The following is a 25,063-nucleotide window of genomic DNA, read 5'->3' as shown; positions in this document are numbered from 1 at the left end:
GGAGGTGACTAATTGAAAACAAAAATAGCAGCGAAGGATATATACCGAGAGTACGTTGTAAACGGACTGAGCGATAGAGATATTGCTTCTAAATACGGTTTAGATAGATCCACGGTTGCAAAAAGAAGAAGGAGTCTGGGTATCAAAGCTAGAGGAAACGCCTATATCGACGGTCATTTGAGCGTAAAAAACTCCCTTGGTGCGAGAGGGTATAGCTTTCGCGACCGGAGGGAAAAAAGCGGCGTTTCACGAGTCAATTTCCTAGTCGAGAGGGTTTGTAGAGTTCAGGTATACACATCCGAATTAAAAGATGATGGCAGTTGGGTCTTTCAATTCTCGCCTCGAAGTGAAGGGGACGTTCGAGAAGGCAATGATTACTTTGTTAAGGTTGGCGATCACTATTACAAAGACCATTCAAAGACCTGTGACGTCGTCATCTTTTGTGGACTGGACACTACAAACAAGCATTTCATAGTGGATTCCAAGAAACTGCCTGTTGAATTGAAAGTTTTGAAGATCCCTGTGGAGATAGGTAAATACAGAAAGCTACTTGAGAGATGGGATGTTATTGATCGAGTGGTCACAAAAAGGAAGGGAGGCACCCAGTGAATCAACTGGATTTATCAAATGACCTGAATGTCATTGTAGCCGAGATTAACAGTTTTAAACAAATAGCTGGGCAGTCGGTTTTCGAAATCGGTAAGCGTCTGAAGCATGTGAAAGACAACGACCTAGCACATGGGCAATGGGAATTGTGGCTGGATTCAGTAGACATTAATGCTAGGACTGCGAGGGCGTTCATTCAAGCCTATGAACAATTCGGAAATCGGCAGACATCTACCGATTTGCCGACAGGGAAGATTTTCGAAATGCTCTCCCTACCTGAATCGGTTGACCGCCAAGAGTTCATCGAGCAGCCTCACAAAGTCCCGTCGACAGGCGAAACAAAGACCGTTGACGAGATGACAGTGAAGGAACTTCGGGAGGTAAAGAAGTCTCTCAAGGAAGCCGAACAAGCCAGAACGGAAGCTGAACGCCGCGCCAAGGAAGCTGAGACGGCTCGGCAACTATCGATCAACCAGCACTCCGAACAGCAGGAAAGGCTCTTATCACAGATCGAGGAATTGAAGAAGAAGAAGGCTCCCACAGCAGCGGACAATGCGAAGCTACAGGAACTGAGCGCCGAGAACGCCCGATTATCGATCAGCATCCAGAAGCTCGAAGACGAGCTGCTTGAGCGCAATAGAGCGATGGAAAAGCGAAGTCACGACCTCCGAAAGATGAAGGAGAGTCTGAACAAGACGACAGCTTACGTCACAGTGGATCTGTCGGCAGCTCTGATGCACTTTCGGTCGATCAGTGATCATAAAGAGGCTATCGACACGGCCGAGATTTTTTGGCAGGAACTCGATGAGACGATCCGACAGCAGCGCAGCAAGTGGGAGGAAGTAATGCAAACCAATCTGGAGGTGAAGGAGCATGCAACAACTCGAATTGCTGCTGGACGACAAAGACTCGTTATTGATGCGGATTGCGAAACTTGAGGCAGAGGTAGAACGGAAGGACTTGCAAATCACGTCCTATATCAATCGCATGACGATCAACAAAACCGAACGTAAGGCGATCCGGCGACAGTCCAAAACAAAGGCGGTTTCTATCTTGGGAGAGGTTGGCTCCCAGAGTTACAAGAAGGGTTACCGACCAATCTTCAACCAGATTTACGGCGATCTGAAGGAAAAGTTTAACATCGGCAGCATTGATGACCTTTTGGAGATTCACTTCACAGCGGCGATTCACTTCATTGACGCGTGGCAACCGAAGGAACCTGTTGAGACTCCAAAAGAATGCATCCTCTGCGAAGAAAAAACCGCCACCCTGGAATTGGATGACGGATCGTACATTTGTTGCACCTGCGCTCAGATCATGGGAGAGCTTGCTCCCTAAACACTATTCCAGATGTGAATGAATTGAGTCGCTTCAGCTTCAAGAGCAAGGATTACATCAGTTTCTAAATGATCACTTGTCGCTAAATGCAACTTACCTTTCCTAACATCCAAAATCGAATATTTCGCTTCATTTACACTTCCATTCGTTGTTGATGTTGCTAGAAGTGCCAATGCATTCTTAGCTCGACGTTTATCGATTTTTTCTTTGTTGAAGTACAGCTTGATCAAATGAGGTTCGCCTTTCAAAAACAATCCTACCTCAGGTGAAGATTTAACGGAAAGACTACCGAATGACCAAAAAGATTTTCCTGGATCAAACCACTTTTCTTCTTTACGTTTCAAGAATTTTTCATAGGAAGTTATAGCTTCCAAGTAGTTTGTTTTCTTTTTGTCATTGACCTTTCCAATCAAGTCATGCAAGTAATCAATCTTCATTTTCTCTTCATGAAACAGTGGAATAGCTTCCCTCAAAGCTTTCCAATAATCGGTTGCAGGGTTGTACTCACTGTACTTAATGTCTCTAACCGATTTTACTTTACTAGGCCCATTTGATTTAAGTGAGAAATCAAGAAACTGCGTCATGCTGATGTTTATCTTTTCTATTTTTGTACACCCCCTATCTCGAATGGAAGATATAAGCATCTCAAGTTTAACTGGAAATCCATTCGACATAAAGTGATTTTTTGTGAGGAGGCCCCACATGATCGGTATCCACGCAGTACACAGACGGATGGCAGGATTGATAAGCAAGTCCAGACAACTCGGAGGGCTCGATAAATTGAGCGACCAAGAGCAACGGGACCTGTATCACTGCCTCATCGTGAACGCGGATACTGTCGTGAAGCTCGACTCCTACAAGCAACTTAGCTTTTATGCAGCAACTATCGGCGACATCGAGTGGCAACACGACATCTGCGCGAAGATAGAGGCGATTGAGACCCAACTTATCTGAAGGGAGCAACGATATGCCTTGCGAGAGCAACATACAAGACTATTTCCGCCTCGTTTGGTCGTGCATGAGACGCTATAGGCCCATCATGAGATACCGCAACATCGAGGAGGAGGATATGTTTCAAGTCGGCTGTATGGGCCTCCTGAGAGCCGTGAGACACTTCGAGGAGTGCAGGGGATTGTCCTTCTCGACCTACGCCGTGCCGACGATCAGAGGCTACATGATCCGGTATATCCGGGACACACAGCCTATCCATTACAGCCGGTCGGTTAGAGAACTGGCAAGCAAACTCATTCGGGATCATTTAACCGACGAGAGCCCCGAACGGATAGCTGACATCATGGGATGCACCGTGGCGCTGGCGATCAATGCCCTGTCCATGATCGACGTCAAATTCACCTCTGAGCAAGATGTGTGGAGCGAGGATGACGACACACAGCTCCATGTTGACGCCTTTATCGACGACCTCCCTCGGATTCAGAGCCAGATCATCAAATTGAGGCTGCGAGGAGTGAGCCAGTCAGACATATCACATCGACTCGGATTGTCGCAGCCTACAGTTTCAAGGGCGCTGCAAAAGATCGGCAAGCAATACATTTCGATTATGAAAGGAGCAGCGGCTATATGAAAGTCCAGCGCGGAGAAATCTACATGGCGGACTTCGACGACGCCAAAGGCAGCGAGCAGCGCGGCAAACGCCCGGTGCTGGTGATCCAGAATGACATCGGGAATGATCGGTCCCCAACGACTATTGTCGCGGCGATCAGCTATGAGACACGGCGGTATATGCACACTCATGTTTTGATTAAGCCGAACGAATGCGGCCTGCCTGCACCGTCAGCGGTCATGTTGGAGCAGATCCGCACGGTGTCCCAAAAGCGCCTCGGTCGATACATTGGTAAACTCTCGGACTACCGCATGGAGCAGGTAGATCGGGCGATACAGATCAGTCTCGGATTGATCGAGTTCACAGTGAGAGGCGGAAAACGAGATGGATAACGATCAGTACCGAGCAAACTGCATCTACTCTTCGCAGTTCGAATCCTATATGATCACCCGTCGCCGTTACAACATTGCAGAGTTCGCCCGTCGCCAGTATCACCGCAATTACGCCCTGCTGACTCGCTCCCAGGCCCGTATGCAATGACCCCGGCAATGCTGGATGTACTGTGCGGAGGAGACGAGCGGAACGACCTCCTGAGCTATCCTGGGGCCGCACAATATATGGGACTGACAATCGATCAAGCGTATGCGATTTATCGGCGCACATTATTTTTTTTGCCAAAATCAGCTAAAAACGCCCTTGAAGGAGGTGAAAACGGTGGATACGAAGCAAACGGAATGCGCGATCAGTACCTGTAGCGGGAAGATCAAAGTAGGTGATTGGAAGATTGGTGGGCAAGCATTCTGTAGTACGAAGTGCTTCTTAAAACGCATGGGGGAACGGCTTAATCAAAATGCGAAATTGGAGGGAAAAACATGAAACCAGAAGAGATCGAGTACAAACAAGCGGAACTGCACCGGGCGCAAAAACTCCAAAATCGGATTCAATCCTTGGAGGCAATCTTGGAGAATCCAGATGGCATCAAAACTGTCGTCATCTTCTATGGGGAATCAAAGGCTACAAACATCTTCGACAGCAAAGAGCGCATCGAGGCGTGTGAAGGATTGAAGCCAATCATCGAAACTGAACTCGAAGCGCTGAAGGCAGAACTCGAAGCCATCTAAAAAGACCACTCCCGCCAGAGTGGTCCATGTGAAACGAATCGACATCATCATATCACAAATTAACGGAGGAATCATCCATGGATAAAAAACAAGCATTCCGTATCGCGGTTCAAGCAGGTAAGGCTCGGGACTTCGCCTTCATGAAGGCCAACAAACTGTTCAAGCGCCCGAAGCGCGACAAAGTGCCTTATGACCCCTTCAAACGGTCGCTGGGGCTCTCGCAGGTGTCGGCTGAAATCAAACGCAAATACAACCATCTTTGCGGTCGCAGTGATCGGAGATGGATTGCTCGGAAGGCTAACAAGTTTTTCGTGGCCTTCTATAACGGCAATGGCCCACAGCGAGTCTATCACGACACTCGGCCATCCCGGTATGCGGGGCGGGGCTAATGCCTGACGAGCCTAATCTGGATCGGTTCTCGCGTCCTCTGTGGCGTGAGCTGCCGTTCCGCAAGCCATCAGAAGATGAGATGGAGGACTACAGGGAGCAAGAGCGCATCGACCGCTACGAGGCAGCTGAGAGGGCGAGACGTGAAGCCCGCGTAAGGAGAGACCCATTTTATCCGCCAGCTTGGGCGGAAGAGGAGGGATTCGATGACAGTCAAGGATCTGATTAACGAGCTTCTGGATTATCCGATGGACTTGGAAGTGGATATCGAAATCAACGGCGACAAGGAATACACCATTGATAGCTTGGGGCATGGGTACAGGAAAGTCCTAATCAAAATCGATGTGCCGGAGGAATCCAATGAAGCCGATTAGGTTAGCTGATACACGCAAAATGAGCCACGACGAATGGCTGCAAATGCGACGCTTGGGTATCGGAGGATCGGACGTCGCAGCTATCTGTAATATGAATCGTTACAAATCAGCGATGAATGTATATCTCGACAAATTGGGAGAAATCCCGCCGCTTGAAGATAACCCGAGAATGCGGGCTGGTCGGGAGTTGGAAGAGCCGATTGCTCAGTGGTTCGCCAAGGACACAGGATTCAAAATCCGCAAGCGAAACGCGATCTTCCAGCACCCAGAACACCCATTCATGTTAGCTAACATCGACCGCGAAATCGTCGGCAGTGAGAACGCCGGACTCGAAATCAAGAACACCTCAGAATACTGCCGAGACGACTGGAGCGGCACACAGGCCCCTACAGAGTACATCCTGCAATGCAATCACTACATGGCCGTCACAGGAAAGGAACGCTGGTATATATGCGTCCTGATTGGAGGATGGGACCTTCAGTGGCGCGTCATCGAACGGGATGAAGAACTCATTCAAAACCTCATCACCATCGAGAAGGAGTTCTGGGAAGGGCACGTTCTCGCAAAGATCCCTCCAGCATTCTCACATCAAGATAGCGACTATCTCAAAGGGCAATACCCGCAGTCAGTTGAAACCGAACGGGTCCACTTGACCGAAGCTGAATATCCCATCATGCAATCTCTCTTCGAAGCCAGACGCCTTAAAAAGGTTTCCGAGGAGCGAGAGGAAGCCGCTAAGAATCAGATCAAGGGAATCATGGGCGAAGCTGAACGTGCCTACTACGAGGGCGAACTGCGGTTCACCTGGAAGACTGGAAGTAAATCACGCACCTTCAGGGTGGTTGGAGGAGAAGAGTAGTGACAAAAACAGTAGATCAATCGGACCTGAAAGGCCAGTTGGCGAAGCGCACCATGACCAAGGCAGAGAACTTCAACCAGGTCATCAAAAATGAGTTGGCCGTCAACTTCCAAGCTATCAAATCCTTGGTCCCAAAGCACATGACGCCGGAGCGTCTGGCGCGGATCACACTCACTGCCATCAGCCGGACGCCCAAGCTTGCAGAATGCACGCCTGAAACCATCGTAGGGGCTGTCATGAATTGCGCAACTCTCGGTCTGGAGCCGAATCTTATCGGTCATGCGTACCTTGTGCCCTTCCGAAACAACAAAACCAATCAGATGGAATGTCAATTCCAGATTGGCTACAAAGGTCAAATTGACCTGATTCGTCGGACTGGAGAAGTTTCTAAAATCAACGCAGAGACGGTTTATGAGAATGATATTTTCGTCTACGTCAAAGGCGAAGACAGAAGGATGGTTCACATCACATTCGATATGCTCCCCCTTTTGGAAAAGTACATTCCTAAAGAAGTCGACTCTTACTTAGATGCCATGGTTCTACAAGCTATCAACGACATCAGAGAGAGAAATCCTCAGAGTCAAGGTAAGCCGGTTCGCTACTATTCTTCCTATCACTTAAAAGATGGCTCCTTTGATTTCACTACAATGACCAAAGAACAGGCCTTGGAACACGCTAATCGCTTCTCGAAGTCGAAATACAATGGACAACTTACAGGCCCATGGAAAGACCACTTCGATTCCATGGCGCTTAAAACCTGCATCAAAGAAATGTCGAAATTCATGCCAATCAGCATCGAGGTTCAAGAGAAATTGACCACTGACGAGTCGGTAGTTAAGGTTCGCCAGAACACCAGCGGCATCGAATCGGATAACGTCTTTGATGTCGAGTACAAGGTGATGGGTGATGACGGGGAACCAGACGACGAAGGCACCACAGCAATTGACCCTAACGACACAAGCGGCGACGTGACTAAATAAGAAAGTAAATTTCAAAAGAGAAGAGGTTCTATAGATGCCAAATTGGTGTGTGGGAACATTGAAGGTTCGCGGCGAGAAGGAAGACTTGAAACGATTTTTGTTGGAGGGATTGACACCAGTATCTGGACTCCCTGCTGCTTTTGGAGGGAAACAGCCGCCAAAGAAGGTTAAGGAAACTGATTATAGCTTGGAAATCAGCACAGAGGGGGCTTTTGGATTTTACATTGAAGAAACTCATCGCAATTTTATTGATCAAAAATCGATCTCTTGGTATCTCGATGAAGGTAACGTGTTAGTCCTAGAAGACTTCCAAGCGGCTTGGGGTATCGATCCCGGACCACTCGCTGATTTGTCAAAGAAATACAACCTCGACTTCAAGATTTACGCTTACGAGAGAGGGATGCAATTCAACATGAACATTGAGATTCATAAAGGGACCGTTATCACGTGCGAGACAATCAAGTTCGACGATTACGACTGGGAGTGCCCTGAACCAAACAGAGGCGGTTAATATGCCAGTCGGAGACTTTAACCCCGCCCCTAAGCCCGGCAAGTCGGTCCGCGTGAAGCCCACACAGCGCCAGTTAGGTGAGATAAGCGCCAAGGTGGACAAAGAGCTTAAGGCTCGCTCTGGATACGTCTGTGAGCTCTGCAAACGTGCCAGAGCGGTCGAGAGGGCGCACATTATCGGTCGTAGGCAACTGAAACATAAAACAACCGTCAAAGATCTGCTGCATCTCTGCACCAAATGCCACGACTGGCTAGACGAAACGCCGGAAGGCATCAGATACAGAAAGTCTTTAGCCGAAAGGAGAATGTCAGGTGAGAATCAAGATCCTAAACAGCAAGGGATTCCGGCAACAGGTCCTTCAGGCCGGAACGGTGGTTGAGGCTCGAAAAGTGGCGACTCGCACTGATCGGGGCTATCCTGTCACCGGATATCAGATCACCGAGAATGGACCTGCAATCGGCATGATTATCCAGGACATCGACTGTGAAGTACTTCCGTCAACACCGACTTACACCGAAGAAGAGTACCGCGCTATCGTTTTTGATCGGGACGAGACAAACATGCTGTACTTCAGCGCCTTGGGAGACATTGCGGAGCATGGGCGGACGATTAAAAAGCTCCAGGACCAATTAGAAAATCTCCGTGAGCCGCTGCCGGAATTCGTGATCAAGGAGATTGAACGAAAACGAGCGGAAGGCCAGTCCGACTACTGCATTCTGGAAAACATGGTCGGTAAACGAGTTAAGGATAAACAACTCGTAAACTGGCTATTAAGTGGAACTCGCAGTACGCAACTTATGCGAGCGCTGGTCAATGGCTACAAGGTGGAAGTCTCACGAAGCCGCCTCGATCAATTGGAGTCGGACATTGCCGACTTTTTACAAGTCACTTTCGGCAAGCACCTTAAGGATGGGGCGGACTTTTATACTCCCGCCCAATCGATCATCGAGCGCGTGAACGAACATCAACCAAAATAGGGTGAGGTGGTATGGCAAGACCGCAGAAGGAGAATGGTTTCGCGCCACTCGCCAATGAAATATTAGACGAAATCTGTCAATACAAATTCAACGCCTCTCAACTACAGATCATCATCAAAGTTTGGCGGCTGACCTACGGATACAGCAGGAAGGATCATGATTTTTCAATATCCTTCCTGCAACAAACAACGAGACTGGCGACGAGCACGGTTAAACGGGAGGTTGGTCTTCTCATTAAGGCCAACGTCCTCCAGGTGACAAAAGAGGCTACGAATGCCGCAGCAAGAAAACTTTCCTTCAATAAAGACTACGAGCAATGGGCCATCGAAAAACGAGGTGACGACATGAGCGGTGAACATGACTTGTTTTCGGATTTTGGGGTATCAGATTCGATACCTCAAGATAAATCCGAGGTATCAGATCCGAACCCTCCAGAGGTATCAGATCTGAGCCCCCAAGTGATTACTTTGGGGTATCAGATCCGAGCCCCATATAAAGAAAAAGATCTTAAAGAAATTAATAAAGAAAAGGAGCAGTGTTTTAATGAGTTCTATTCATGCTATCCAAGAAAGGTAAGTAAGGCATCAGCAATCAAAGCATGGAACAAACTCTGCAAGATGCAATCATTCAGTCCAGATACCGTTATAGCCAATACACAAAATTATGCGGAGACCTGCAAGTTACTAAAAACCGAAGCAAGGTACATCCCACATCCTTCGACGTATCTCAATAACTCACGGTGGGAGGATTACCCGGTAGTTGACCCGGAGGGGTTGGAGAAGGGATCGAAGAAATTCAGCAGCGACATGAGCGAACTACAACGCATGATGAAGGAGGCCGAGGAGCGTGAAAGAATCGGAAGTCCTCAAGCTCTTCTCGATAATCCGAACCGAACATAAGAACTTCGAAATCACAGACGAGAAGAAAGCCCTTTGGTGCCGGTTGATGAAGGACATCACATTCGAGACGGCAGCACAAAACCTTTGGGAGCATCTGAGGACGTCACGGATGGAGCCGAAAGCTTCTGACCTTATCCGGCTCGACAAATCGGATCCGAACCAATTGCGGCTCCATACATCAGAAAGGATGGACCGGCTGGAGGCGTGGGAACGAGACGCAATAGATTGCCCGCCTCATATCCTAGAGCGCCTGCGCGGGGGTGGCATCATTGGAGATTGATAACTCTTACGGAGCTGAGACGGAGGTTCTTGGATCGATAATCAAAAGCCCGGAGTTGATGGACTCATGCTTTCTGTCCCCGGAAGAGTTCGGTGATGATCGACATCGGCTGATTATGAAATTCCTTCAACACCTTCACGCAGATAACATCCCGGTAGATCTTACGAGCATCTGTAGGGAGGCTGGGAAAGATGTCGACAAGATAGGTGGTCCCGCATACCTCCTGGAACTTCGAGGCACAGTCATAACCACCATCAACTTTGACTATCATCAATCGGTCGTCCGCGAGGCTTACATCGAGCGTCGGACGGCTCAGGAAATGCAGGCGATGGTGCGCGAGGTCTACACCGGTGATGGCGACATTAAAGGCAAACTCGCCAAGGGCCAAGCCAAGCTGGAAGAATTGGTCGAACTCGCAAACAAATCCCTTGGCGGTGGTCTGCGGCGGATGGGTGGCGCTTTGGAAGGCCATGTAGAGCTCCTGAGGGAGCGGAAGAAGAAGAAGGGTGTCACAGGGACCCGAACACTCAGTAAGGACTTAAATCGCATCACGGGAGGCCATCAGCCGACCGACCTTGAAGTCATCGCAGCTCGACCAAGCATGGGAAAGACGGCCTGCATGATATGCGATGCGTTGGCAGCAGCACAGGACGGTGCGGCGTCAGTCATCTTCTCTGGTGAAATGCCTGACCTCCAAATAACAGAACGGGCGATATGCGCTCTTGCGAATCTTGACAATAGCAAAATGCGAACAGGAATGTTCGACGACTCTGACTGGGATAGGTACAGTTTCGCTCGAACACAACTTGAGCAACTGCCGATTTACATTGACGACACGCCAGGCATGACCATCCAGCACATCCGTAAAGAGGTCAAAAAGATGATCAAGGTTCATCCCAAAATGATCGTTTATGTTGATTACCTCCAGTTGATCGGCGGGGGGCGGCGGTTCGACTCTAGGCGAGAAGAAGTTAACTACATCTCGAAGCAGCTTAAATCAATCGCTCGGGTGTATAACGTAACCGTCGTAGCCTTGGCGCAACTGAGCCGTGACGTAGAGAAGCGTCAAGACAAACGGCCAATGATGAGTGATTTGGGCGAGTCAGGAGCAATTGAGCAGGACGCCGACATTATCACATTCCTGTACCGAGATGACTACTACGACAAGGAATCTGAGAAAAAGAACATCGTCGAAATCATCTTAGCGAAAGGCCGGAACGTGGGAACAGGCGTGGTGGAAATGGCATTCCTCAAAAATATCGGTAAGTTCGCCGAGATCGACCAGAGCCAGAAATGAAGCCCCGCATCACCAGCGAGGAGAAATACGAAGCAGCGCTCGCCAATCTGGTCAAGGGGGCCAAAAGGATCGACAGCCCGCTGACCAACGAAACCGAGAAGGCGGAGCTGCTGCCAAAATACCAAGCGCTGGCTGAGATGATCGAGGAATACCGCGTCCGCTCATATCTGGAAGCATCGCCGGGAAGCCGCCCGGCATATATCAAAATGGGAATCGTGGAGGAATGAGCATGGGCAAATTGCAACTCATCAGCAAACGAGATAACCGAACGAAAGGAGTGTCCATCACAATCGGCGTTGATGGTCGGATGTATCTCAGCCAAGGCCTGAAAAATCTCCTTCAACACAACGCCAGTGCGAAATACTTCCTTTATTACGATACTGAGGACAATCGAATCGGCATTTCAACCAGTCATCCAGACGCCAACGTCGACGCCTTTGACTTCAACGCAAACGGCGAGGGACGCGTTGTGAGCTTCGTGGAGGATTGCGAGATTCATATCCCGGGCAAGCCGATCACATGGCTGTATGAGGCCAAGGAGGACGGCATATACGTCTTCTACGCTAAGGGGCGACAGCAGACGACATTCCGACAAGAGAGGAACGGAAACCTCGAAAAAATCTAGGGGAGGGAACGGGTTGAAAATCACAAGAGAGGACTACCAACGAGCAGCAGAACACGGCGTATCAGAAAATCTGCTCTACACCCGAGACCGGCGCGGATGGGAGCGAGAAAAAGCAATCACAACCAGACCGAAACAGAAACCAGAACGGTCGGAAGAGGAAATGGAATACTGCGCCAAAGCCATCCAGAAGGGCATTAAACGGTCTGTCTACTGGTGGAGGGTAGATGCAGGCTGGGACCTCGCAAAAGCCGCCACAGACGCCGTGAGAGCGTGGAACAAGGCGTACTGAAGATAGGGGGAATGGACAATGCATAACGAAATCAAAATCAAACTGACGCCAGAGCAACGCTTCCTGATCGAAGTTGCAAAAGGTGAAATGCTGGTCATGGTCGATGAAATCCTGTATTTCGGCGGAGCTGAACAGATTGGATTCTCAGGCAAGGCGTTCAACATTGACTACGAGGACATGACGCTGAAAGAAAGCACTGAACGTGTTCACGTGGGATTTGAGATGAATGAAATTAGCGTGCACGAGGTCTGAGGGGAGATAAAACCAATGAACCAACCAGATACGGGAGAGACACCTTGCATCGTCTGTGGAGTGGACGTACCTGATTACGAGCCTGAAATGTGCTGCTCGGGTTACATGTGTGGTTGCATGGGGCTGCCGATAGAACCACCGATTTGCTCAAAAGAGTGCACGGAAAAGGCGTTTGGAGGGGAGACAAGAGGATGAACGAATCAGCCACCACAGAAAAAGTAACCGGACCAGACAGGCTAACGGACACAGAGCTAGACGAGCTACAAGCCGTCGTGGACCATCTGCATACAGATCACGAGCTAGACAACCGTCACCACAGGCTGTTCAGTGCCTTGATCTTGGGCTACGACGCCGCATGGGAACACATCAAACGTACAGGAGGTGCACACGGTGGATAAGCTACAGGAGATCCGGGAGGCGCTGGCAGCGGCAACGCCGGGGCCGTGGGGAGTGACAAATTTGGGAGACATCCACATCACAAAAGGATATCGATACGAAAACGGCCTGCACGTAGCACGATGGATAGCAGACATGTGCGATAAAGAGGACAATGAATCGAGCGAAGCAGACGCCCACCTCATCGCCAATGCTCCTGAGTATCTGGCCCACCTACTGGAGACGGTAGAGCAGTTACAACGTCAAGTCACGGACCAAGAGATGGTGATTAAGGCGAGCCACAAGACGGGCGAGGAATTGGCGGCAAGGGTTGACCACTGGATAAAGGCATGGGACAACGCCGACAAAAACTATCTCAAGCAAGAGAAAAGATCAGGCGACCTGATGCGCGAAAATGAAAAGCTGCATAGTCAAAAGGCGGAGTTGAGGCAGGAGTTGGAAAGGCTCGAAACCCAGAACACCGCCATGAAGGAAGCACTGAAAGACGCGATAAGCACAATAAACTATTTAATCAACGAATACCCGAATGAAATGTGGACGGATCAGGAGACGCGAAACTGGGAAGAGGTCGGCACGGACGAGAGGGATCGCCTCCTATCCACCATAGAGGGAGGGAAAGCGAGTGAATAGAGATCAGATCCTGGCTCTTAAGCCAAGCAGGCAAGCCAACATCTACATCCACACGCGGTTGATGGGCAACAAGGCATGGGGTCATCATCGCGGATCGGGTAACGACAAATACGTCTTCGTCCAATTTGCTCCAGAGCAGCCGAAGCGCAAGGGCGTCACGTTTTGGGAGATGTCGATGGATGAATTTGATTTTCATAACATGGTCGTTGCGGATGTGCCGGACTATACCGGATCGATAACCGCAGCAATCGAGATGCTGGAGAAGTTTGACGGCTACCAAATCACAAAAATGCATAGCGTCATATCGGAGAAAGAGATGATGTACCGGGTCATCGTCAAGGCAAACAAATACGTTGCCCACGGAGATAAATTGCCGCTTACAGCCTGCCAAGCCGCCCTTATAGCCACCCTAGACCCCCGGGGAGGGGATAACGGTGCAGCTCACGATTGACGACATCCTACCCACCGTCACCATAGACGGCAGGGAGTACAGAGCAAGCCGATTCCGGCTGAGCGGCAACGGGCGGCGGTGGGCGGACGTCGAATACTACCACCCCGACCGGGGCTGGAGAGCAGTGCAGAATTGGGATCGGATCAATCAGGTGGCAAATTTACTTTGGGGAGGCGATGCGGAGTGATAGTCCAGATCAAATTCAACGATGGGTTAACGATGATGTTCGGCGATTCATACAAGCCATGGCGGATCCAATTTGATGAATATTGCTGGGAGAACAAGAAAGAGCTCGGTGAAATCGAAGAGGTGTCGTGCTCTAATACTGATTGGATTGGCTGGGGCGGCTTGAAATGGTGTCCAGAAGAGAGCTTTCAACACCAATTGAATCGGGAAGGCTGCCAGTCAGCGGATGAAGACAATCCAAACGCTCGACAGTACAGCGATATGACATTTGCTTTTGACTCGGTAATAGCCAGGACAGCCGTACGCATTTTGCAAGACGCTAGATCTGGACAGACCGACCACCAACTGCTGTTGAAGGGTAAGCTGCCAAAGGGTGCGTAACGGCCGTCAGGCCATCGAGACGTCCGAAATACTAAGCGAAGCGAGGCCGTATAGGGCCGGGGAGGTTTTATGAGTAAGTACGATAAAGAATCTATCTACGATGAGCAGATTGCGCCGCTCATGAAGCAGATCATTGAAATCTGCAAACGCGAAGAATTGCCTATGGTATCGCAGTTTTACTTAAAGCAGCAGCATCCAGACGCGGACGTCGAAAATGATCCTATGTACAGCACCACAATGATCATCCCTGCACGAGACAAAATGTACGAGGATCACCATGCACATTTGAAATATGTGGCTGAAGCGATGATGTACGGTCCGGGCGGCAGGCCGTATGTCATGGCCATCACGGTACAAGGAGGAGCCCATGAGTAATTACAACAGCAATAATCCATCGATGCGAGTATTGTTCGGCGGAGATACGGCGCTGATCGTCCAGAACAACATGTTCTACCTTGAGAAGGACGGTGTCGAGCCCACGATCCCAGTCAGTTCTGAGTTTGTATTAGACCTTGTCGTCAACTTAAAGGAGCAACAGGCCGGGAGCCAAACACTCCTGGCAGATCGGGATGCAGAGATCAAGCGGCTGAAAAGTGTTGAGCATACGTTATGCCTAGCGGTTGGTGAGTCGGATAAGGCTATCCAGCGGCTGAAGGGTGAGCGGGCCGAACTGAGGGATGACTTGACGGCAGCGAACGCCGAATGCGAGCTCCTGGTGACAGAGGTCCAGCATCTCAAGGAGCTGATCAGCGGTAACAAAGGGGTCGAGGAGCTTTACACCGCCCAACAGTCCTTGTATAAGGCACAGGACGAGATAAGACGCCTCAAGGCCGACATCGCAGAAAAGGACGAAGCTATCGAAGTCCTGCGAGACAAAGCCTCACACTATGCAGCGGTAAGGGACAACGCCGTGATGCACGGGTACGGGCAAGCCAAGGAGATCGAGCGGCTGCGGTCATACATCGAGGAGTTGGCAGACAGCACAGACAGCGACGTTATAGCCTCACAGTGTCGCAACGTGCTGGAGGAGTCCTCCCTACCTCATCAAACAAAGCAGCCAGACACCCGAAAGCTGTGCGAAGATTGGAAACCCATTAATCAGGCACCTGACGAAGAGTCGCGGTATCTGGTGAGCGATGGGCATAACGTTGGGTTTGGATGGCGCATCTCAGACGGATCTTGGTTTGCGGACGACGCAGCGCCTTTGCTCAGCGAGGAAATCAGCCTATACATGCCGATACCAATTCCCCAGCCAGCACCGAAGGGAGAGGATAGCAATGCGGATTATCGTCAATAACCAGCATGAAGCAACCCTTATCAAGAAATTCCTGGACGCAGCTCATGAGCTTGGTATCGCCGATCTGATGGAACAAGAAGACGCAACTTCGTCGCAAGAGGCGAACGAGCAACAATTGCTCAATTCGTCTGATTACCGAATCGTTGCAGAGGCAATTTTCTGGGGTGGACCAAAAATTGAGGTCGATGCCTCAGAAGACGAACTGCGGTATGAGGATGATGATTGGGTAACCGGCACCTGCATCCACTGCGGAAGTGAAACAATGGGAACAGGCGATGGAATGGACCCACTCACCTATGAAAGATGGATCGAGATGAACAGCGCCGAAAGTCGCAAGAAGTGGAGATGCGATAGCTGCCACAAGCATATGTGCGGGAACTGCGGCGAGCGGACATACACCAATGAGGAATACGGGGAATGCGCCGAATGCATGGCGAGGGGATTGGTGCCCAATGCATCCCAAACGTAAAGCCATCTACGACCGCACCGGAGGGCGCTGCTACTACTGCGGCAGCGTCCTGGCAGAGAGAGGATGGCATGCCGATCATGTGGAGGCCATCCGGCGCAACTGGTGGACGAACACCTGCTTAAACCCGGAAAACGACACCGAAGCCAACAAAGTCCCGGCATGCGCGAGCTGCAACCGACAGAAAGGTCCACTGACCGTAGAGCAGTTTCGCGAAAAGATCGCCGCATTTGTGAACAGCCTGAACCTCTACCACAATCAATACATCGTAGCCAAGCGTTACGGGCTGGTGCAGGAGACGGGGGCACCCGTGACATTCTGGTTCGAGCGGCAAGGCAACGACACGCCCCCTGAGGGCACTAAGGGAGGATAACCAATCATGACAGACCAATTGAGAGCAGTGGCCATCGGGCCAGATCGGGTGGATATCGTTGTCGGACACGGCACGGACGAGGAATTGGCAGCGTGGTATTACGCAGAAATTAACCTGCACGAGGACGAGCGGACCGACTACCACGTAAGCGAGTATCCGCTCGACACAAAGCTTGAATGGGAAGAAGTCGGGGATATGACATTGCGGCAGTTGGTCGCCGATTGCCCGGAGTTCCCTTGCATCGCTGGCTGGGAAGATTAGGAGGGAGGATAACCAGATTGAAACTCGATAAAAAAAGGCTGTTGGAGTGTCTGGAGAAAGAAGAGGTTTCATGCGGGAAAAGGAAATTCCAGGAGAAGGATCGGTTTTATATGGGTCGCGAGACGGCAATCCGTGACGTCATTGCAAGGATTGAATTGGGAGAGTTCGATGTGAGGGAGGATAACCAGGCATGATCAAATTGACAGACAAAAAATATAAAACGCCAATCTACCTTGCTCCAGAGAATATCAACTCGGTTTACGTGGAAGGACAGCATACGGCGGTGTACGTTGGAGACTTGAGCCACACCGTGCTTGAATCCCCCGAAGAAGTAGCCAAGAAGGTGCTGTTATACAAAATGGCCATGAAAGACTATAGCAATGACTCGGTTTGGCCGGAAACTAAAAATACACTGTTTGCACTGGCCGGACTGGAGGACACCCAATGACAAACAGGGATACGGCTGCCGCTACGCTGGGTCATGCGGTCGAATCGGAGGCGTCGTTGCCGCAAAGCAAAGGCTGGGTGCATGAACGAGTGGAGGTTCACCGGACAGTGGTAACAAAGATTTGCCGCTATTACCTCAAATACACTCAGCGATTCAGAGAGTTACGAGGCGCGGTGAAGGGTTGCGAAATATGCCGCACTAAGTTTGTTGATGGTGAAAAGTTCAACCTTGCTTTCACTAGCAAAGGAAATAAGATAGTTTGCCAAGCTTGCACAGACACCGCTGAGCAACATGGAACCGAGGTAATTCTTTGGCCAAAGGCCATCGAGTCGACCGAAATCGCTAAGGCCGTAGAGGGTCTGGGGGAGGATAACCATGAGAGAGATTAGGTTCAGAGGCAAGCGGATTGACAACGGCGAGTGGCTGTACGGTCACTTGCATACCATCGACACTTTAGGTAAGGGATATACGGGTAAGGCGATACAGGTTCAACACTGGAAAGAACGCCCTTTCTCCGTCCAGGTTCATCCCGAAACAGTAGGGCAATACACCGGGCGCATCACATACGATGAGACGCTTATCTACCGGGGCGACAAACTGCAATTCGTCACATTCAACCACGATGGTACTGATAACGGCATCCAAACCGGATATGTAGAGTGGGACGACGAGGCAGCGGCATATGTGGTAGTGGATGAAAAGGACAGTGATAAGGAGTATTGGCTGTACCTGGTGCTGGCTAATGACGATGGGGTTAGGGTCATCGGCAACCGCTGGGACCAGGAGGGGAGGGTAGAGACATGAGGTTCGTCGGAATCGATCCGGCAACAGCCACAGGTATTGTAGCTATTGGTGAGGATGGGAAATTGATCGGATGGCTTGAAACTAAAGCCAAAGGAGAAACATCAACAACTCGGATCAACGACAACCTTAACAATGTTTTCCGCTTCTTAGTGCCCAATGATGTTGTCTGTATCGAAGGGTTCGCGATGGAAGCCCAGCACGACACTAACAAAGTTAGTAGCGGTCACAACTGGGCGGCAAGACTCGCAACAGATAGGAAGGTTGGAGGTTTTGAGGTAGCTACACCAAATCAATTGAAAAAGTTTGTAGCGGTAGAAGAATGGGAGCAAGATCCAGACCGACCGGGAAAGAAGAGAAGGTTGGAGGGAGAGGAAGTTAAAACACGCGTCCAAGTAGCTGTAAGCGACCATTGGGGAGATGCACCACCCACCTTTAATATTGCTGACGCCTATGTCTTGGCTCGTATCTCAGAAGCCTTGTGGAGAGTCAGGGGCGGCAAAGCTATTGAAGACTACCCAATATACCAACAAGAAGTCATCCATAATATTCTTCATCCAGAAGTTGCGAAGGAAAATAAGAAAGAGGCCAAGGCCCGGAAGAAGAAGCGCGAAGCTGCAAAGAAGGCGCAAGCTACATTGTTTTAGCCGCTCACTCGGTCGGCTACGGGCAAGCACTGCCTAAAAACCAAACATACATTCTCATTCGAGGAGGTGATTGTAAAATGTTTCACGAGCATAGGCCGAGTCCGAACCATAAAAAGCACGAGCCTTTTGTCAGCGGGATTGCTCAGTATTGGCTCACAGACGAAGAGATGGCGCTCCATGAATCTGGTCTGACGCACCTTATCCCAACAGCAGAGGAACGCGGCATTAAGCCGGAGCCGGTTGTGTACGAAACTAACGTCGGTCATGAGATCCAGACAGGCGAGCGCCGCAAAAGGTTGGACGCAGCCGACATCCTAACCGCAGAGTATCTGACAGCAGCCATGCATAATCGCATGACGATCAATATGATCGTGCAAGAAACAGGAATCGCGTACTCGACGGTGATCAAGTACATGAACCTACATGGCGTGGAAAACACCACGCGCAAAAAGACAAAGGGCCAGCAGCCCCAAATGAGGAGGCGGACAAATTGAGGATCACCATCCAACAAAGCATCCTGCACGACCGGCTGTCGCATATCTGCAAAGCAGTGAACGACAGTCCGACTATACCCATCCTGGAGGGCGTCAAGATCGACGCCAGAGGGACGCTGACCCTAACTGGCACAGACATGCATTTCAGCGCCACAACGACGCTCTCAGACTACATTGAGGACGTGCCAGGGGTAACTGTCATCCCGGCGCATAAGCTCGCAGAAGTGGTTGCCAAGCTCCCAAAACAGGAGGTGACGATAGAGGTCAAGGATGGGGCAGCGCTTATCACCTGCGGCAAGAAAAAGGTCACTCTACCGGCGCTGGATGCGGAGGACTACCCGAAGCTTGACCAAGGGGACGGGCAACTACTACCGCTCTCGACAGAAGATTTTGTACTTAGCATCAAGCAAACATTTATTGCGGTCAGTACCAGTGAGCAAACACCGCAACTGACGGGCATCAATTACTACCTCTTACATGGCGTCCTCAACATCACAGCCACAGACCGGCACAGGATGGCGAGGCAGTCGATAAAGCTGGAGGACATCAAAGAGCATATCAACCGGACGATCCCAGCTAAATCCCTACTGGAGGTCGCCAAAGCCGCCGCAAAAGGCAAGGTGGATGGAATCGATTTAGTGATCAGAGACAGCCGAGCCTATGTTACAGCAGGGGACTACAGTTACTCCTTGCGGCTCCTGGATGGGACGTACCCGGATACATCAAAGATCGTACCGAGTGGCGGTGAGCATCACATCATCGTCGGGCGTGAGGAGCTGCTGAACGCCGTCGAGCTCGGAGCTAAAGTGGCTGACGGTAAGACGCTCATCATCAAGCTATCGGTTGCTGACGACGAGCTGACTATCAGTGCCCAAGACGAGGGGGCCAACATGTCAGAGACGCTGCCAGCGCTCTACAAAGGGGAAGGTGTCAAGTTGTCTCTCAACGCCAAATACTTCATAGACGCGCTCAAGGCGATCAGCAGCAAACGTGTGGAGGTCTACATCAATTCCGCGATGCAGCCGCTACTCATTTACCCCGAGCAAGACAGGGAGTCTCTACACCTGATCTTGCCTTACCGGACGACGGGATAGGAGGCCAATATGAGAGACCGATTGACAGTACCAAAGAGGCAAATGGATGTCCTGCGCTTCATCGACTCTTTTGTTGACGAACACAACAAGTCTCCTACGGCGGAAGAAATCAAGGAAGGCATCGGCATTGAGTCAAAAGGCGCTGCACACGGCCATCTGAGCAGGTTGAGAGACAGAGGGCTAGTAACGTGGGTCAAGTATGAATTCCGCACCATTCGACTAACGGAAGCTGGAACCGAACAGGTGAGAAAAGGTCTACCATTTTGAGGGCAGAGCCCGGAGGAGATAACACATGAACATTGGGAACTTAGTACAGGAAGCGCACCAGAACGCCGTAAGCAAGGGCTGGTGGAACGAGGACCGGACGTATGGGGAATTGATTGCCTTGGTCCACTCCGAGGTCAGCGAAGCGCTGGAGGACTACAGGAACGGAAAAGGAATCAATGAGGTTTGGTATGAACATAAGAACGTTGTTGGCGGAGATGTGTATGTTAGCGGACAACCTTACTTGTTGGGTAGTGAGGGCAAGCCCTGCGGCATCCCGTCCGAGCTGGCTGACATCTGCATTCGGATCTTCGACATCGCTGGTCGGTACGAGTGGAGGGACGACCTGGAATCATACGTATTTTCACAGATGCACATTTCTGACGAGGAAGAGAGCTTTGCAGAGGCGTTGACGGGCATTCATCATGATCTGTCAGAATCATGGATCAACTACAAACGTGGGGACAGACTCGCCCCAATTAGTCACTTGGCATACGCCGTTTTAGCGGTCACGCAGCTGGCAGATAAACATAACGTCGACTTGGAGCAAGCAATCGCCGAGAAGATGGCCTACAACGCTACACGTCCACAAAGACACGGCGGTAAGGTGATCTAATATGGACTACATTAAACTAGGATATTACGTCTTCAGGATGAAACGAGCTACCAGCGTGAACAAACGAGAAATCTGGCGAATGAAAGCATGGCGGGCATTGCAGCGTGTCGTCAATAAATCGGAAATCTTTTAAGAAACCCAACCGCATAAACAGGGTGCAGACGTCTCCGGCGATCTGCGGGATATCTGCACCCATTGAACCAAACGAATGTTCTGGGAACGGAGGGGAACGCATGGGATTCATGCCACCATTTAGCCTTTGTGGATGCTGGGAGGTGTGGGACATCAAAACAAAATATCTCTCCCCAAGATGGGCTCAACTGTCATGTAGGCAATGGGTCGTAAACGGCCCGACCGAGATCAAGAACATCATCCATACTCCGCTAGACAGGCTTTTGGGGATCGACTTCGACTCCAAGGTCTTACGGGAGACAGACAAATTCATCGCCAAAATGAAGGCAAAGAATGAGCAGATTTTGCGGCTGAAGGACAAGGAAAAAGCATTATCGGAAGTCATCAAAATTCGATATTGAAAGGTTGATCGCTATGAAGGTACGTGTTGAAGGTAACATCTTCATCGAATCAGATGAACGACAATTCGTCATCAAGGAGTATACCGGAGGAACAGACAACAAAGGGCGGGAAATTTCAAAGACGCTCGGGTACTACCCCAAAATTCAACACTGCCTGAACCACTTCAAGACTATGAAGATTAAAGAATCTACTGCTACGACGCTCTCAGAGCTCCGTCAAGACATCAAACGCATCGAGGAATACATCAAGACGGTCATGCCCGACTAACGTCTGAAATCAGCTATAAATCATCCAAAAAACGAGAGGGGATACACCCAAATGACAACCACTATCAACGCTCTTTTCAACAAGCACACACGCGACTCGAAGAAAGAATCCATGACCTTCTACGTGAAAGGCACCGCAGAGGAAATGCCGGAGCTCCAGCACCTACACCGCAGCGTCGTTGTCCTGCGACTGAAAGGTGTTGACGCCCATGTCGTGGGAGAGTTCAAAAAGCTGAACCGGGACGACAAGAAGACAACCTTGGAATTCGAGATCAAGGGCGGTACATCACTGGAAAGCAGCGGCAAATTTTTTGCGGTATCGGGTACGGATGTCGAGCTTTCGTTGGAGGCAACCGGCGAGGACGTCGAGGACTTCCGGGAGGCTCAGAAGGAGTACAGGAAGGGCGTCAAAGGGGCGATCAACGCAGATGGCACGGTAGATGTGGATCGTAACCAAATGACCATTGACGACGCTCAAGACCCAATGGATGGCGTTGTATGAAGTGGCGTCCAGACTGGCTAAACATATCCGTTTACGGCGGGGTATTGGTCTTCTGGGCAATCGTCATGTGGAGCATCTGGTATTTCAATAGATAGGGGGCCAATCGGCCCCAAAGGGGTGATGTGGTGAGACACAAGCAAATGGAGTTTGAACTTCCTGAATTGGACAAGAAACGGACGCAAGTTGTGGTCGAAGCTGTTCTAGAAAAGTACCGGATGTTCAAAACAATCACTCTTGAGGAACGAGAGGCAAGCACAACAGCATCGTATAGTGACATGCCTCGAAGTTACACAGGAACAACTAGCGATCAGACGGCCAATATTGCTATCCATAATGTTGATGGAGCAGCAGTTCGGCGGGAGTACTGTAATAAGATCGATAGAGCTGTCAAGCGACTCCACCCAAAAGAAAGACTATTAATAGAAGAAAGATATATGAAAGATGATTATGTCTTTGATTGGATGGTGTATCAACAAATCTTTAATCCAGCAATTAGTAAAGACACCTACATCAAAATAAGGTGGAAGGCATTTTACAGACTGGCGTTCATTTTGGATGACATGCACATCTTGCAGATAGAGTCGATTGTAAATGGATCATCATAATGGACAAGCGAATCGGAATAAGATGTAAAGCCACCACTCAGGAGAGGGAGGGAGAGCATTGGAAGCTGCTAAACATATAAAGGAAGTGGATTCTCTCGAAAACATCAAAGAAAAAGTGACCCACTACATCGAGGGCAAGGAAGGAAGGAGAATTGGACTCATAGTGCCTGAGAACTTGCCCACAGAAGAAGAACTCGACGGACTTTATAGAAGACTTGCGGAAATCGCTCTCCGATCCAACAAAAAAAACGACGGCCATTAAACGGCTGTCGTTTTTTTGTTTTAGGATAAAATCTATGCATGTAATCTGTTCCGAGCTATTTCTTCTTCTGCTGCGAGCTCCATCTCTGACTTAGCGTTGATGATCGCAACAGGATTCTTGCTTGTCATAAGCTCCGCATAACTATAGTCTGTCTCTAATGGGATATCGTCATAATGATAGACCACTAATGCGTAAGGCAATCCGATACAGTACCAGTCGTCAACACGATCTAGTTCTTCTTCACTTAATTCGGGATATTTATAGGAAGCTATTCCGTGAAACCCTTGGGGTCTGCATTGGTGATCGACGATGTCCCGGAGTGGTCTGTAGGTCTCTTTCTTTAACTCCTCAATCTTTTCAATCTTCACAACCCAATCCTTCCGAAGCCTCCATCCAAGACAACCAGACCAGAAGACGAGATCTAAGTTGTTAGATTTCAAGAAAGACCTTTCGGCTACACATCCAGAAAGAAACTCTCTATGCAAGTCGTAGGAAGCATTGTACTTGCAATTCGATAAATCTTTGCAAACTTGCTTCCACATCCCGAGGTGGACGTATTTCATTTCGAATGACAATTTCCTTGGCAACACAACCATCTCCTTTGTCCCAATTTATGCTGATCCATCAACATTATTCAGACTTATTATTCTTTTAGTTGTATCAGTTAATTGCATATGAGCTGATCATCGCCCATACCAATGAGACAGAGTACAAATCGTTCATCAGCAACAAGAAAAACGAAGCGCTGCAGTCGCGGATGATCGTCATGCCGATTCCTTACAACCTGAAGGTGTCGGAGGAGGAGAAAATCTACAGCAAGCTGATCCTGCAGAGCGACATGAAGCATATTCATATCGCCCCGCATTCGCTCCGCTCGGCGGCGATCTTCTCGATCCTGACGCGGCTCAAGGACTCCAAAAAGCAAGGCATGGATCCGGTGAAGAAAATGCGCATGTACGACGGCGAAGAGGTCGAAGGGTTCAAGGACGCCGATCTGAAGGAGATGCAAAATGAATATACGGATGAAGGGATGTCAGGCATCGATCCGCGTTATGTAATCAATCGTATATCCAGTGCGCTCATCAAACAGGATCTGCAATGCATCAATGCGCTTGATGTGCTGCGGGCGCTCAAGGACGGACTCGACCAGCATCCTTCGATTACGAAGGAGGAGCGGGAGAAGTACCTAAATTTTATTTCTGTCGCTCGCAAGGAATATGACAATCTGGCCAAAAAAGAAGTGCAGAAAGCTTTTGTCTATTCCTTTGAGGAGTCGGCCCGGACTCTTTTCGAAAACTACCTTGACAACATCGAAGCGTTTTGCAATTGGTCGAAGATCAAGGACTTGCTCACGGGCGAGGAGATGGATCCGGATGAGCGACTGATGCGCTCGATTGAGGAGCAGATTGGCATCTCGGAAAATGCCAAAAAAGCGTTCCGGGAGGAAATCCTCATCCGCATCTCCAGTTACTCCCGCAAAGGAAAAAGGTTCGACTATGCCAGTCATGACCGGCTGCGCGAGGCGATCGAGAAAAAGCTGTTCACCGACCTGAAGGACATCGTCAAAATAACAACCTCGACCAAAACGCCGGATGAACTGCAGCTCAAACGAATAAACGAGGTAACCAAGCGGCTGATGGATGAGCATGGCTATTGCCCGGTATGCGCCAACGAATTGCTGCGGTATGTCGGCAGCCTGCTGAACCGGTAATGAAAAGATCACCGCTAACCAG

General features: G+C 49.9%; 44 protein-coding genes and 1 pseudogene. 43 read left to right on the top strand and 2 right to left on the bottom strand.

Going from position 1 to position 25,063, the window contains the following annotated elements:
- The first annotated feature begins 12 nt into the window (after nucleotides 1–12).
- From PA598K_RS07120 to PA598K_RS07110, 3 genes are read left to right on the top strand one after another with little or no spacing between them, the layout of a single operon-like run.
- Nucleotides 13–609 carry a hypothetical protein gene (locus PA598K_RS07120; RefSeq protein WP_128656266.1) on the top strand — a complete coding sequence of 199 codons (597 nt, stop codon included), beginning with the start codon at nucleotides 13–15 and terminating at the stop codon, nucleotides 607–609.
- Nucleotides 606–1,544: a DUF3102 domain-containing protein gene (locus tag PA598K_RS07115; RefSeq protein ID WP_128656265.1), complete on the top strand. Its 939-nt coding sequence runs from the start codon at nucleotides 606–608 to the stop codon at nucleotides 1,542–1,544. The genes PA598K_RS07120 and PA598K_RS07115 overlap by 4 nt, the downstream gene beginning before the upstream one ends.
- Nucleotides 1,480–1,944: an ORF6C domain-containing protein gene (locus PA598K_RS07110; protein WP_128656447.1), complete on the top strand. Its 465-nt coding sequence runs from the start codon at nucleotides 1,480–1,482 to the stop codon at nucleotides 1,942–1,944. The genes PA598K_RS07115 and PA598K_RS07110 overlap by 65 nt, the downstream gene beginning before the upstream one ends.
- Here PA598K_RS07110 and PA598K_RS07105 read toward each other — a convergent pair.
- Entirely contained in the window at nucleotides 1,941–2,528 is a 588-nt protein-coding gene (locus PA598K_RS07105) for a hypothetical protein (protein WP_128656264.1), read from the bottom strand. The two genes, PA598K_RS07110 and PA598K_RS07105, sit on opposite strands and share 4 nt — an antisense overlap.
- Nucleotides 2,529–2,646: 118 nt before the next feature.
- Between PA598K_RS07105 and PA598K_RS07100 the strand changes: the two genes are divergently transcribed.
- The 39 genes from PA598K_RS07100 (at nucleotide 2,647) to PA598K_RS06915 (ending at nucleotide 23,330) form a co-directional block, all read left to right on the top strand.
- Nucleotides 2,647–2,898, top strand: coding sequence for a DUF7667 family protein (locus PA598K_RS07100; RefSeq protein WP_128656263.1), 252 nt, complete (start codon nucleotides 2,647–2,649; stop codon nucleotides 2,896–2,898).
- A 13-nt stretch (nucleotides 2,899–2,911) separates the two neighbouring features.
- The gene (locus PA598K_RS07095) at nucleotides 2,912–3,526 is read left to right on the top strand and encodes a sigma-70 family RNA polymerase sigma factor (RefSeq protein WP_128656262.1); all 615 of its coding nucleotides are present in this window, start codon (nucleotides 2,912–2,914) and stop codon (nucleotides 3,524–3,526) included.
- Nucleotides 3,523–3,897, top strand: coding sequence for a type II toxin-antitoxin system PemK/MazF family toxin (locus tag PA598K_RS07090; protein ID WP_128656261.1), 375 nt, complete (start codon nucleotides 3,523–3,525; stop codon nucleotides 3,895–3,897). The genes PA598K_RS07095 and PA598K_RS07090 overlap by 4 nt, the downstream gene beginning before the upstream one ends.
- Nucleotides 3,890–4,045: a hypothetical protein gene (locus PA598K_RS35995; RefSeq protein WP_185601655.1), complete on the top strand. Its 156-nt coding sequence runs from the start codon at nucleotides 3,890–3,892 to the stop codon at nucleotides 4,043–4,045. Before PA598K_RS07090 ends, PA598K_RS35995 begins: the two co-directional genes overlap by 8 nt.
- Before the next feature lie 332 nt (nucleotides 4,046–4,377).
- The gene (locus PA598K_RS07085; RefSeq protein ID WP_128656260.1) at nucleotides 4,378–4,626 is read left to right on the top strand and encodes a hypothetical protein; all 249 of its coding nucleotides are present in this window, start codon (nucleotides 4,378–4,380) and stop codon (nucleotides 4,624–4,626) included.
- A gap of 77 nt (nucleotides 4,627–4,703) precedes the next feature.
- The gene (locus PA598K_RS07080) at nucleotides 4,704–5,015 is read left to right on the top strand and encodes a hypothetical protein (protein WP_128656259.1); all 312 of its coding nucleotides are present in this window, start codon (nucleotides 4,704–4,706) and stop codon (nucleotides 5,013–5,015) included.
- A 204-nt stretch (nucleotides 5,016–5,219) separates the two neighbouring features.
- Nucleotides 5,220–5,387 carry a hypothetical protein gene (locus PA598K_RS35990; protein WP_185601653.1) on the top strand — a complete coding sequence of 56 codons (168 nt, stop codon included), beginning with the start codon at nucleotides 5,220–5,222 and terminating at the stop codon, nucleotides 5,385–5,387.
- On the top strand, nucleotides 5,374–6,246 hold the full coding sequence (locus tag PA598K_RS07075; protein WP_128656258.1) for a YqaJ viral recombinase family nuclease: 873 nt from the start codon (nucleotides 5,374–5,376) through the stop codon (nucleotides 6,244–6,246). The genes PA598K_RS35990 and PA598K_RS07075 overlap by 14 nt, the downstream gene beginning before the upstream one ends.
- Nucleotides 6,246–7,226, top strand: coding sequence for a recombinase RecT (locus PA598K_RS07070; protein WP_260405301.1), 981 nt, complete (start codon nucleotides 6,246–6,248; stop codon nucleotides 7,224–7,226). The genes PA598K_RS07075 and PA598K_RS07070 overlap by 1 nt, the downstream gene beginning before the upstream one ends.
- Before the next feature lie 34 nt (nucleotides 7,227–7,260).
- On the top strand, nucleotides 7,261–7,737 hold the full coding sequence (locus PA598K_RS07065) for a hypothetical protein (RefSeq protein ID WP_128656257.1): 477 nt from the start codon (nucleotides 7,261–7,263) through the stop codon (nucleotides 7,735–7,737).
- A 311-nt stretch (nucleotides 7,738–8,048) separates the two neighbouring features.
- Nucleotides 8,049–8,714, top strand: coding sequence for a hypothetical protein (locus PA598K_RS07055; protein ID WP_128656255.1), 666 nt, complete (start codon nucleotides 8,049–8,051; stop codon nucleotides 8,712–8,714).
- A gap of 11 nt (nucleotides 8,715–8,725) precedes the next feature.
- The gene (locus PA598K_RS07050) at nucleotides 8,726–9,613 is read left to right on the top strand and encodes a replication protein (protein ID WP_128656254.1); all 888 of its coding nucleotides are present in this window, start codon (nucleotides 8,726–8,728) and stop codon (nucleotides 9,611–9,613) included.
- A 269-nt stretch (nucleotides 9,614–9,882) separates the two neighbouring features.
- Entirely contained in the window at nucleotides 9,883–11,190 is a 1,308-nt protein-coding gene (locus PA598K_RS07040; RefSeq protein ID WP_185601651.1) for a replicative DNA helicase, read from the top strand.
- Nucleotides 11,187–11,417 carry a hypothetical protein gene (locus PA598K_RS07035; protein WP_128656251.1) on the top strand — a complete coding sequence of 77 codons (231 nt, stop codon included), beginning with the start codon at nucleotides 11,187–11,189 and terminating at the stop codon, nucleotides 11,415–11,417. The genes PA598K_RS07040 and PA598K_RS07035 overlap by 4 nt, the downstream gene beginning before the upstream one ends.
- A 2-nt stretch (nucleotides 11,418–11,419) precedes the next feature.
- A complete protein-coding gene (locus tag PA598K_RS07030) occupies nucleotides 11,420–11,815 on the top strand; it encodes a hypothetical protein (protein WP_128656250.1) in 396 nt (131 codons plus the stop codon).
- Nucleotides 11,816–11,828: 13 nt separating this feature from the next.
- The gene (locus PA598K_RS07025) at nucleotides 11,829–12,104 is read left to right on the top strand and encodes a hypothetical protein (RefSeq protein ID WP_128656249.1); all 276 of its coding nucleotides are present in this window, start codon (nucleotides 11,829–11,831) and stop codon (nucleotides 12,102–12,104) included.
- 18 nt (nucleotides 12,105–12,122) lie between these two features.
- Nucleotides 12,123–12,356 (top strand): hypothetical protein, encoded by a 234-nt coding sequence (locus tag PA598K_RS07020; RefSeq protein WP_128656248.1) that lies wholly within the window; start codon nucleotides 12,123–12,125, stop codon nucleotides 12,354–12,356.
- A 390-nt stretch (nucleotides 12,357–12,746) separates the two neighbouring features.
- Nucleotides 12,747–13,382, top strand: a complete 636-nt coding sequence (locus PA598K_RS07015) for a hypothetical protein (protein WP_128656247.1) — start codon at nucleotides 12,747–12,749, stop codon at nucleotides 13,380–13,382.
- The gene (locus PA598K_RS07010) at nucleotides 13,375–13,833 is read left to right on the top strand and encodes a hypothetical protein (protein ID WP_128656246.1); all 459 of its coding nucleotides are present in this window, start codon (nucleotides 13,375–13,377) and stop codon (nucleotides 13,831–13,833) included. The genes PA598K_RS07015 and PA598K_RS07010 overlap by 8 nt, the downstream gene beginning before the upstream one ends.
- Nucleotides 13,834–14,016: 183 nt before the next feature.
- The gene (locus PA598K_RS35985) at nucleotides 14,017–14,400 is read left to right on the top strand and encodes a spore protein H (protein WP_185601649.1); all 384 of its coding nucleotides are present in this window, start codon (nucleotides 14,017–14,019) and stop codon (nucleotides 14,398–14,400) included.
- A 69-nt stretch (nucleotides 14,401–14,469) separates the two neighbouring features.
- Nucleotides 14,470–14,775, top strand: a complete 306-nt coding sequence (locus PA598K_RS07000) for a hypothetical protein (protein WP_128656245.1) — start codon at nucleotides 14,470–14,472, stop codon at nucleotides 14,773–14,775.
- A complete protein-coding gene (locus PA598K_RS06995) occupies nucleotides 14,768–15,697 on the top strand; it encodes a hypothetical protein (protein ID WP_128656244.1) in 930 nt (309 codons plus the stop codon). Before PA598K_RS07000 ends, PA598K_RS06995 begins: the two co-directional genes overlap by 8 nt.
- Nucleotides 15,678–16,166 (top strand): hypothetical protein, encoded by a 489-nt coding sequence (locus tag PA598K_RS06990; RefSeq protein WP_128656243.1) that lies wholly within the window; start codon nucleotides 15,678–15,680, stop codon nucleotides 16,164–16,166. Before PA598K_RS06995 ends, PA598K_RS06990 begins: the two co-directional genes overlap by 20 nt.
- A complete protein-coding gene (locus tag PA598K_RS06985; protein ID WP_128656242.1) occupies nucleotides 16,150–16,536 on the top strand; it encodes an HNH endonuclease in 387 nt (128 codons plus the stop codon). Before PA598K_RS06990 ends, PA598K_RS06985 begins: the two co-directional genes overlap by 17 nt.
- 6 nt (nucleotides 16,537–16,542) lie before the next feature.
- Nucleotides 16,543–16,797: a hypothetical protein gene (locus tag PA598K_RS06980; protein ID WP_128656241.1), complete on the top strand. Its 255-nt coding sequence runs from the start codon at nucleotides 16,543–16,545 to the stop codon at nucleotides 16,795–16,797.
- Between the two features lie 17 nt (nucleotides 16,798–16,814).
- Nucleotides 16,815–16,991 (top strand): hypothetical protein, encoded by a 177-nt coding sequence (locus PA598K_RS35980; protein ID WP_185601647.1) that lies wholly within the window; start codon nucleotides 16,815–16,817, stop codon nucleotides 16,989–16,991.
- Nucleotides 16,988–17,245 carry a hypothetical protein gene (locus tag PA598K_RS06975; protein WP_128656240.1) on the top strand — a complete coding sequence of 86 codons (258 nt, stop codon included), beginning with the start codon at nucleotides 16,988–16,990 and terminating at the stop codon, nucleotides 17,243–17,245. The genes PA598K_RS35980 and PA598K_RS06975 overlap by 4 nt, the downstream gene beginning before the upstream one ends.
- Nucleotides 17,242–17,634, top strand: coding sequence for a hypothetical protein (locus PA598K_RS06970; RefSeq protein WP_128656239.1), 393 nt, complete (start codon nucleotides 17,242–17,244; stop codon nucleotides 17,632–17,634). Before PA598K_RS06975 ends, PA598K_RS06970 begins: the two co-directional genes overlap by 4 nt.
- Nucleotides 17,621–18,049, top strand: coding sequence for a YopX family protein (locus PA598K_RS06965; RefSeq protein WP_128656238.1), 429 nt, complete (start codon nucleotides 17,621–17,623; stop codon nucleotides 18,047–18,049). The genes PA598K_RS06970 and PA598K_RS06965 overlap by 14 nt, the downstream gene beginning before the upstream one ends.
- Nucleotides 18,046–18,693 carry a hypothetical protein gene (locus tag PA598K_RS06960; protein WP_128656237.1) on the top strand — a complete coding sequence of 216 codons (648 nt, stop codon included), beginning with the start codon at nucleotides 18,046–18,048 and terminating at the stop codon, nucleotides 18,691–18,693. The genes PA598K_RS06965 and PA598K_RS06960 overlap by 4 nt, the downstream gene beginning before the upstream one ends.
- Nucleotides 18,694–18,770: 77 nt before the next feature.
- Nucleotides 18,771–19,187 carry a hypothetical protein gene (locus PA598K_RS06955; protein ID WP_128656236.1) on the top strand — a complete coding sequence of 139 codons (417 nt, stop codon included), beginning with the start codon at nucleotides 18,771–18,773 and terminating at the stop codon, nucleotides 19,185–19,187.
- Nucleotides 19,184–20,281, top strand: a complete 1,098-nt coding sequence (dnaN, locus tag PA598K_RS06950) for a DNA polymerase III subunit beta (RefSeq protein WP_128656235.1) — start codon at nucleotides 19,184–19,186, stop codon at nucleotides 20,279–20,281. Before PA598K_RS06955 ends, dnaN begins: the two co-directional genes overlap by 4 nt.
- A gap of 9 nt (nucleotides 20,282–20,290) precedes the next feature.
- Nucleotides 20,291–20,548 (top strand): LexA family protein, encoded by a 258-nt coding sequence (locus PA598K_RS06945; RefSeq protein WP_128656234.1) that lies wholly within the window; start codon nucleotides 20,291–20,293, stop codon nucleotides 20,546–20,548.
- 25 nt (nucleotides 20,549–20,573) lie between these two features.
- Nucleotides 20,574–21,161 carry a hypothetical protein gene (locus PA598K_RS06940; protein ID WP_128656233.1) on the top strand — a complete coding sequence of 196 codons (588 nt, stop codon included), beginning with the start codon at nucleotides 20,574–20,576 and terminating at the stop codon, nucleotides 21,159–21,161.
- A 233-nt stretch (nucleotides 21,162–21,394) separates the two neighbouring features.
- Nucleotides 21,395–21,694, top strand: a complete 300-nt coding sequence (locus PA598K_RS06935; protein WP_128656232.1) for a hypothetical protein — start codon at nucleotides 21,395–21,397, stop codon at nucleotides 21,692–21,694.
- Nucleotides 21,695–21,707: 13 nt separating this feature from the next.
- The gene (locus PA598K_RS06930) at nucleotides 21,708–21,962 is read left to right on the top strand and encodes a hypothetical protein (protein WP_128656231.1); all 255 of its coding nucleotides are present in this window, start codon (nucleotides 21,708–21,710) and stop codon (nucleotides 21,960–21,962) included.
- A 51-nt stretch (nucleotides 21,963–22,013) separates the two neighbouring features.
- Entirely contained in the window at nucleotides 22,014–22,463 is a 450-nt protein-coding gene (locus PA598K_RS06925) for a hypothetical protein (RefSeq protein ID WP_128656230.1), read from the top strand.
- A 125-nt stretch (nucleotides 22,464–22,588) separates the two neighbouring features.
- Nucleotides 22,589–23,068: an ArpU family phage packaging/lysis transcriptional regulator gene (locus PA598K_RS06920; protein ID WP_307719870.1), complete on the top strand. Its 480-nt coding sequence runs from the start codon at nucleotides 22,589–22,591 to the stop codon at nucleotides 23,066–23,068.
- 58 nt (nucleotides 23,069–23,126) lie between these two features.
- Entirely contained in the window at nucleotides 23,127–23,330 is a 204-nt protein-coding gene (locus PA598K_RS06915) for a hypothetical protein (RefSeq protein ID WP_128656229.1), read from the top strand.
- 32 nt (nucleotides 23,331–23,362) lie between these two features.
- Here the strand turns inward: PA598K_RS06915 and PA598K_RS06910 are convergent, their stop codons facing one another.
- Nucleotides 23,363–23,698 (bottom strand): hypothetical protein, encoded by a 336-nt coding sequence (locus PA598K_RS06910; protein ID WP_128656228.1) that lies wholly within the window; start codon nucleotides 23,696–23,698, stop codon nucleotides 23,363–23,365.
- A gap of 302 nt (nucleotides 23,699–24,000) precedes the next feature.
- Between PA598K_RS06910 and PA598K_RS06905 the strand changes: the two are divergent.
- Nucleotides 24,001–25,041: pseudogene (locus PA598K_RS06905) on the top strand (protein prkA); the annotation flags it as partial.
- Nucleotides 25,042–25,063: the final 22 nt, after the last annotated feature.

The organism is Paenibacillus sp. 598K, assembly GCF_003851045.1.
Classification (GTDB): domain Bacteria; phylum Bacillota; class Bacilli; order Paenibacillales; family Paenibacillaceae; genus Paenibacillus_D.
Note: the sequence above shows the minus strand (reverse complement) of the source record. Positions and strands in the feature narration are given on the sequence as shown.

Excerpts from the sequence above, each read along its gene's own strand:
- PA598K_RS06960 (WP_128656237.1), top strand. The coding sequence starts at position 18,046 with ATGAGGTTCGTCGGAATCGATCCGGCAACAGCCACAGGTATTGTAGCT.
- PA598K_RS06970 (WP_128656239.1), top strand. The coding sequence starts at position 17,242 with ATGACAAACAGGGATACGGCTGCCGCTACGCTGGGTCATGCGGTCGAA.
- PA598K_RS07035 (WP_128656251.1), top strand. The coding sequence starts at position 11,187 with ATGAAGCCCCGCATCACCAGCGAGGAGAAATACGAAGCAGCGCTCGCC.
- PA598K_RS06945 (WP_128656234.1), top strand. The coding sequence starts at position 20,291 with ATGAGAGACCGATTGACAGTACCAAAGAGGCAAATGGATGTCCTGCGC.
- PA598K_RS07000 (WP_128656245.1), top strand. The coding sequence starts at position 14,470 with ATGAGTAAGTACGATAAAGAATCTATCTACGATGAGCAGATTGCGCCG.
- PA598K_RS07110 (WP_128656447.1), top strand. The coding sequence starts at position 1,480 with ATGCAACAACTCGAATTGCTGCTGGACGACAAAGACTCGTTATTGATG.
- PA598K_RS07085 (WP_128656260.1), top strand. The coding sequence starts at position 4,378 with ATGAAACCAGAAGAGATCGAGTACAAACAAGCGGAACTGCACCGGGCG.
- PA598K_RS06990 (WP_128656243.1), top strand. The coding sequence starts at position 15,678 with ATGCGGATTATCGTCAATAACCAGCATGAAGCAACCCTTATCAAGAAA.
- PA598K_RS06955 (WP_128656236.1), top strand. The coding sequence starts at position 18,771 with ATGTTTCACGAGCATAGGCCGAGTCCGAACCATAAAAAGCACGAGCCT.
- PA598K_RS07095 (WP_128656262.1), top strand. The coding sequence starts at position 2,912 with ATGCCTTGCGAGAGCAACATACAAGACTATTTCCGCCTCGTTTGGTCG.
- PA598K_RS06930 (WP_128656231.1), top strand. The coding sequence starts at position 21,708 with ATGAAGGTACGTGTTGAAGGTAACATCTTCATCGAATCAGATGAACGA.
- PA598K_RS07080 (WP_128656259.1), top strand. The coding sequence starts at position 4,704 with ATGGATAAAAAACAAGCATTCCGTATCGCGGTTCAAGCAGGTAAGGCT.
- PA598K_RS07030 (WP_128656250.1), top strand. The coding sequence starts at position 11,420 with ATGGGCAAATTGCAACTCATCAGCAAACGAGATAACCGAACGAAAGGA.
- PA598K_RS07100 (WP_128656263.1), top strand. The coding sequence starts at position 2,647 with ATGATCGGTATCCACGCAGTACACAGACGGATGGCAGGATTGATAAGC.
- PA598K_RS07105 (WP_128656264.1), bottom strand. The coding sequence starts at position 2,528 with ATGACGCAGTTTCTTGATTTCTCACTTAAATCAAATGGGCCTAGTAAA.
- PA598K_RS07075 (WP_128656258.1), top strand. The coding sequence starts at position 5,374 with ATGAAGCCGATTAGGTTAGCTGATACACGCAAAATGAGCCACGACGAA.
- PA598K_RS06975 (WP_128656240.1), top strand. The coding sequence starts at position 16,988 with ATGATCAAATTGACAGACAAAAAATATAAAACGCCAATCTACCTTGCT.
- PA598K_RS35990 (WP_185601653.1), top strand. The coding sequence starts at position 5,220 with ATGACAGTCAAGGATCTGATTAACGAGCTTCTGGATTATCCGATGGAC.
- PA598K_RS07065 (WP_128656257.1), top strand. The coding sequence starts at position 7,261 with ATGCCAAATTGGTGTGTGGGAACATTGAAGGTTCGCGGCGAGAAGGAA.
- PA598K_RS06935 (WP_128656232.1), top strand. The coding sequence starts at position 21,395 with ATGGGATTCATGCCACCATTTAGCCTTTGTGGATGCTGGGAGGTGTGG.
- PA598K_RS07020 (WP_128656248.1), top strand. The coding sequence starts at position 12,123 with ATGCATAACGAAATCAAAATCAAACTGACGCCAGAGCAACGCTTCCTG.
- PA598K_RS06925 (WP_128656230.1), top strand. The coding sequence starts at position 22,014 with ATGACAACCACTATCAACGCTCTTTTCAACAAGCACACACGCGACTCG.
- PA598K_RS06985 (WP_128656242.1), top strand. The coding sequence starts at position 16,150 with ATGCATCCCAAACGTAAAGCCATCTACGACCGCACCGGAGGGCGCTGC.
- PA598K_RS07090 (WP_128656261.1), top strand. The coding sequence starts at position 3,523 with ATGAAAGTCCAGCGCGGAGAAATCTACATGGCGGACTTCGACGACGCC.
- PA598K_RS06980 (WP_128656241.1), top strand. The coding sequence starts at position 16,543 with ATGACAGACCAATTGAGAGCAGTGGCCATCGGGCCAGATCGGGTGGAT.
- PA598K_RS06940 (WP_128656233.1), top strand. The coding sequence starts at position 20,574 with ATGAACATTGGGAACTTAGTACAGGAAGCGCACCAGAACGCCGTAAGC.
- PA598K_RS07050 (WP_128656254.1), top strand. The coding sequence starts at position 8,726 with ATGGCAAGACCGCAGAAGGAGAATGGTTTCGCGCCACTCGCCAATGAA.
- PA598K_RS06965 (WP_128656238.1), top strand. The coding sequence starts at position 17,621 with ATGAGAGAGATTAGGTTCAGAGGCAAGCGGATTGACAACGGCGAGTGG.
- PA598K_RS06995 (WP_128656244.1), top strand. The coding sequence starts at position 14,768 with ATGAGTAATTACAACAGCAATAATCCATCGATGCGAGTATTGTTCGGC.
- PA598K_RS35995 (WP_185601655.1), top strand. The coding sequence starts at position 3,890 with ATGGATAACGATCAGTACCGAGCAAACTGCATCTACTCTTCGCAGTTC.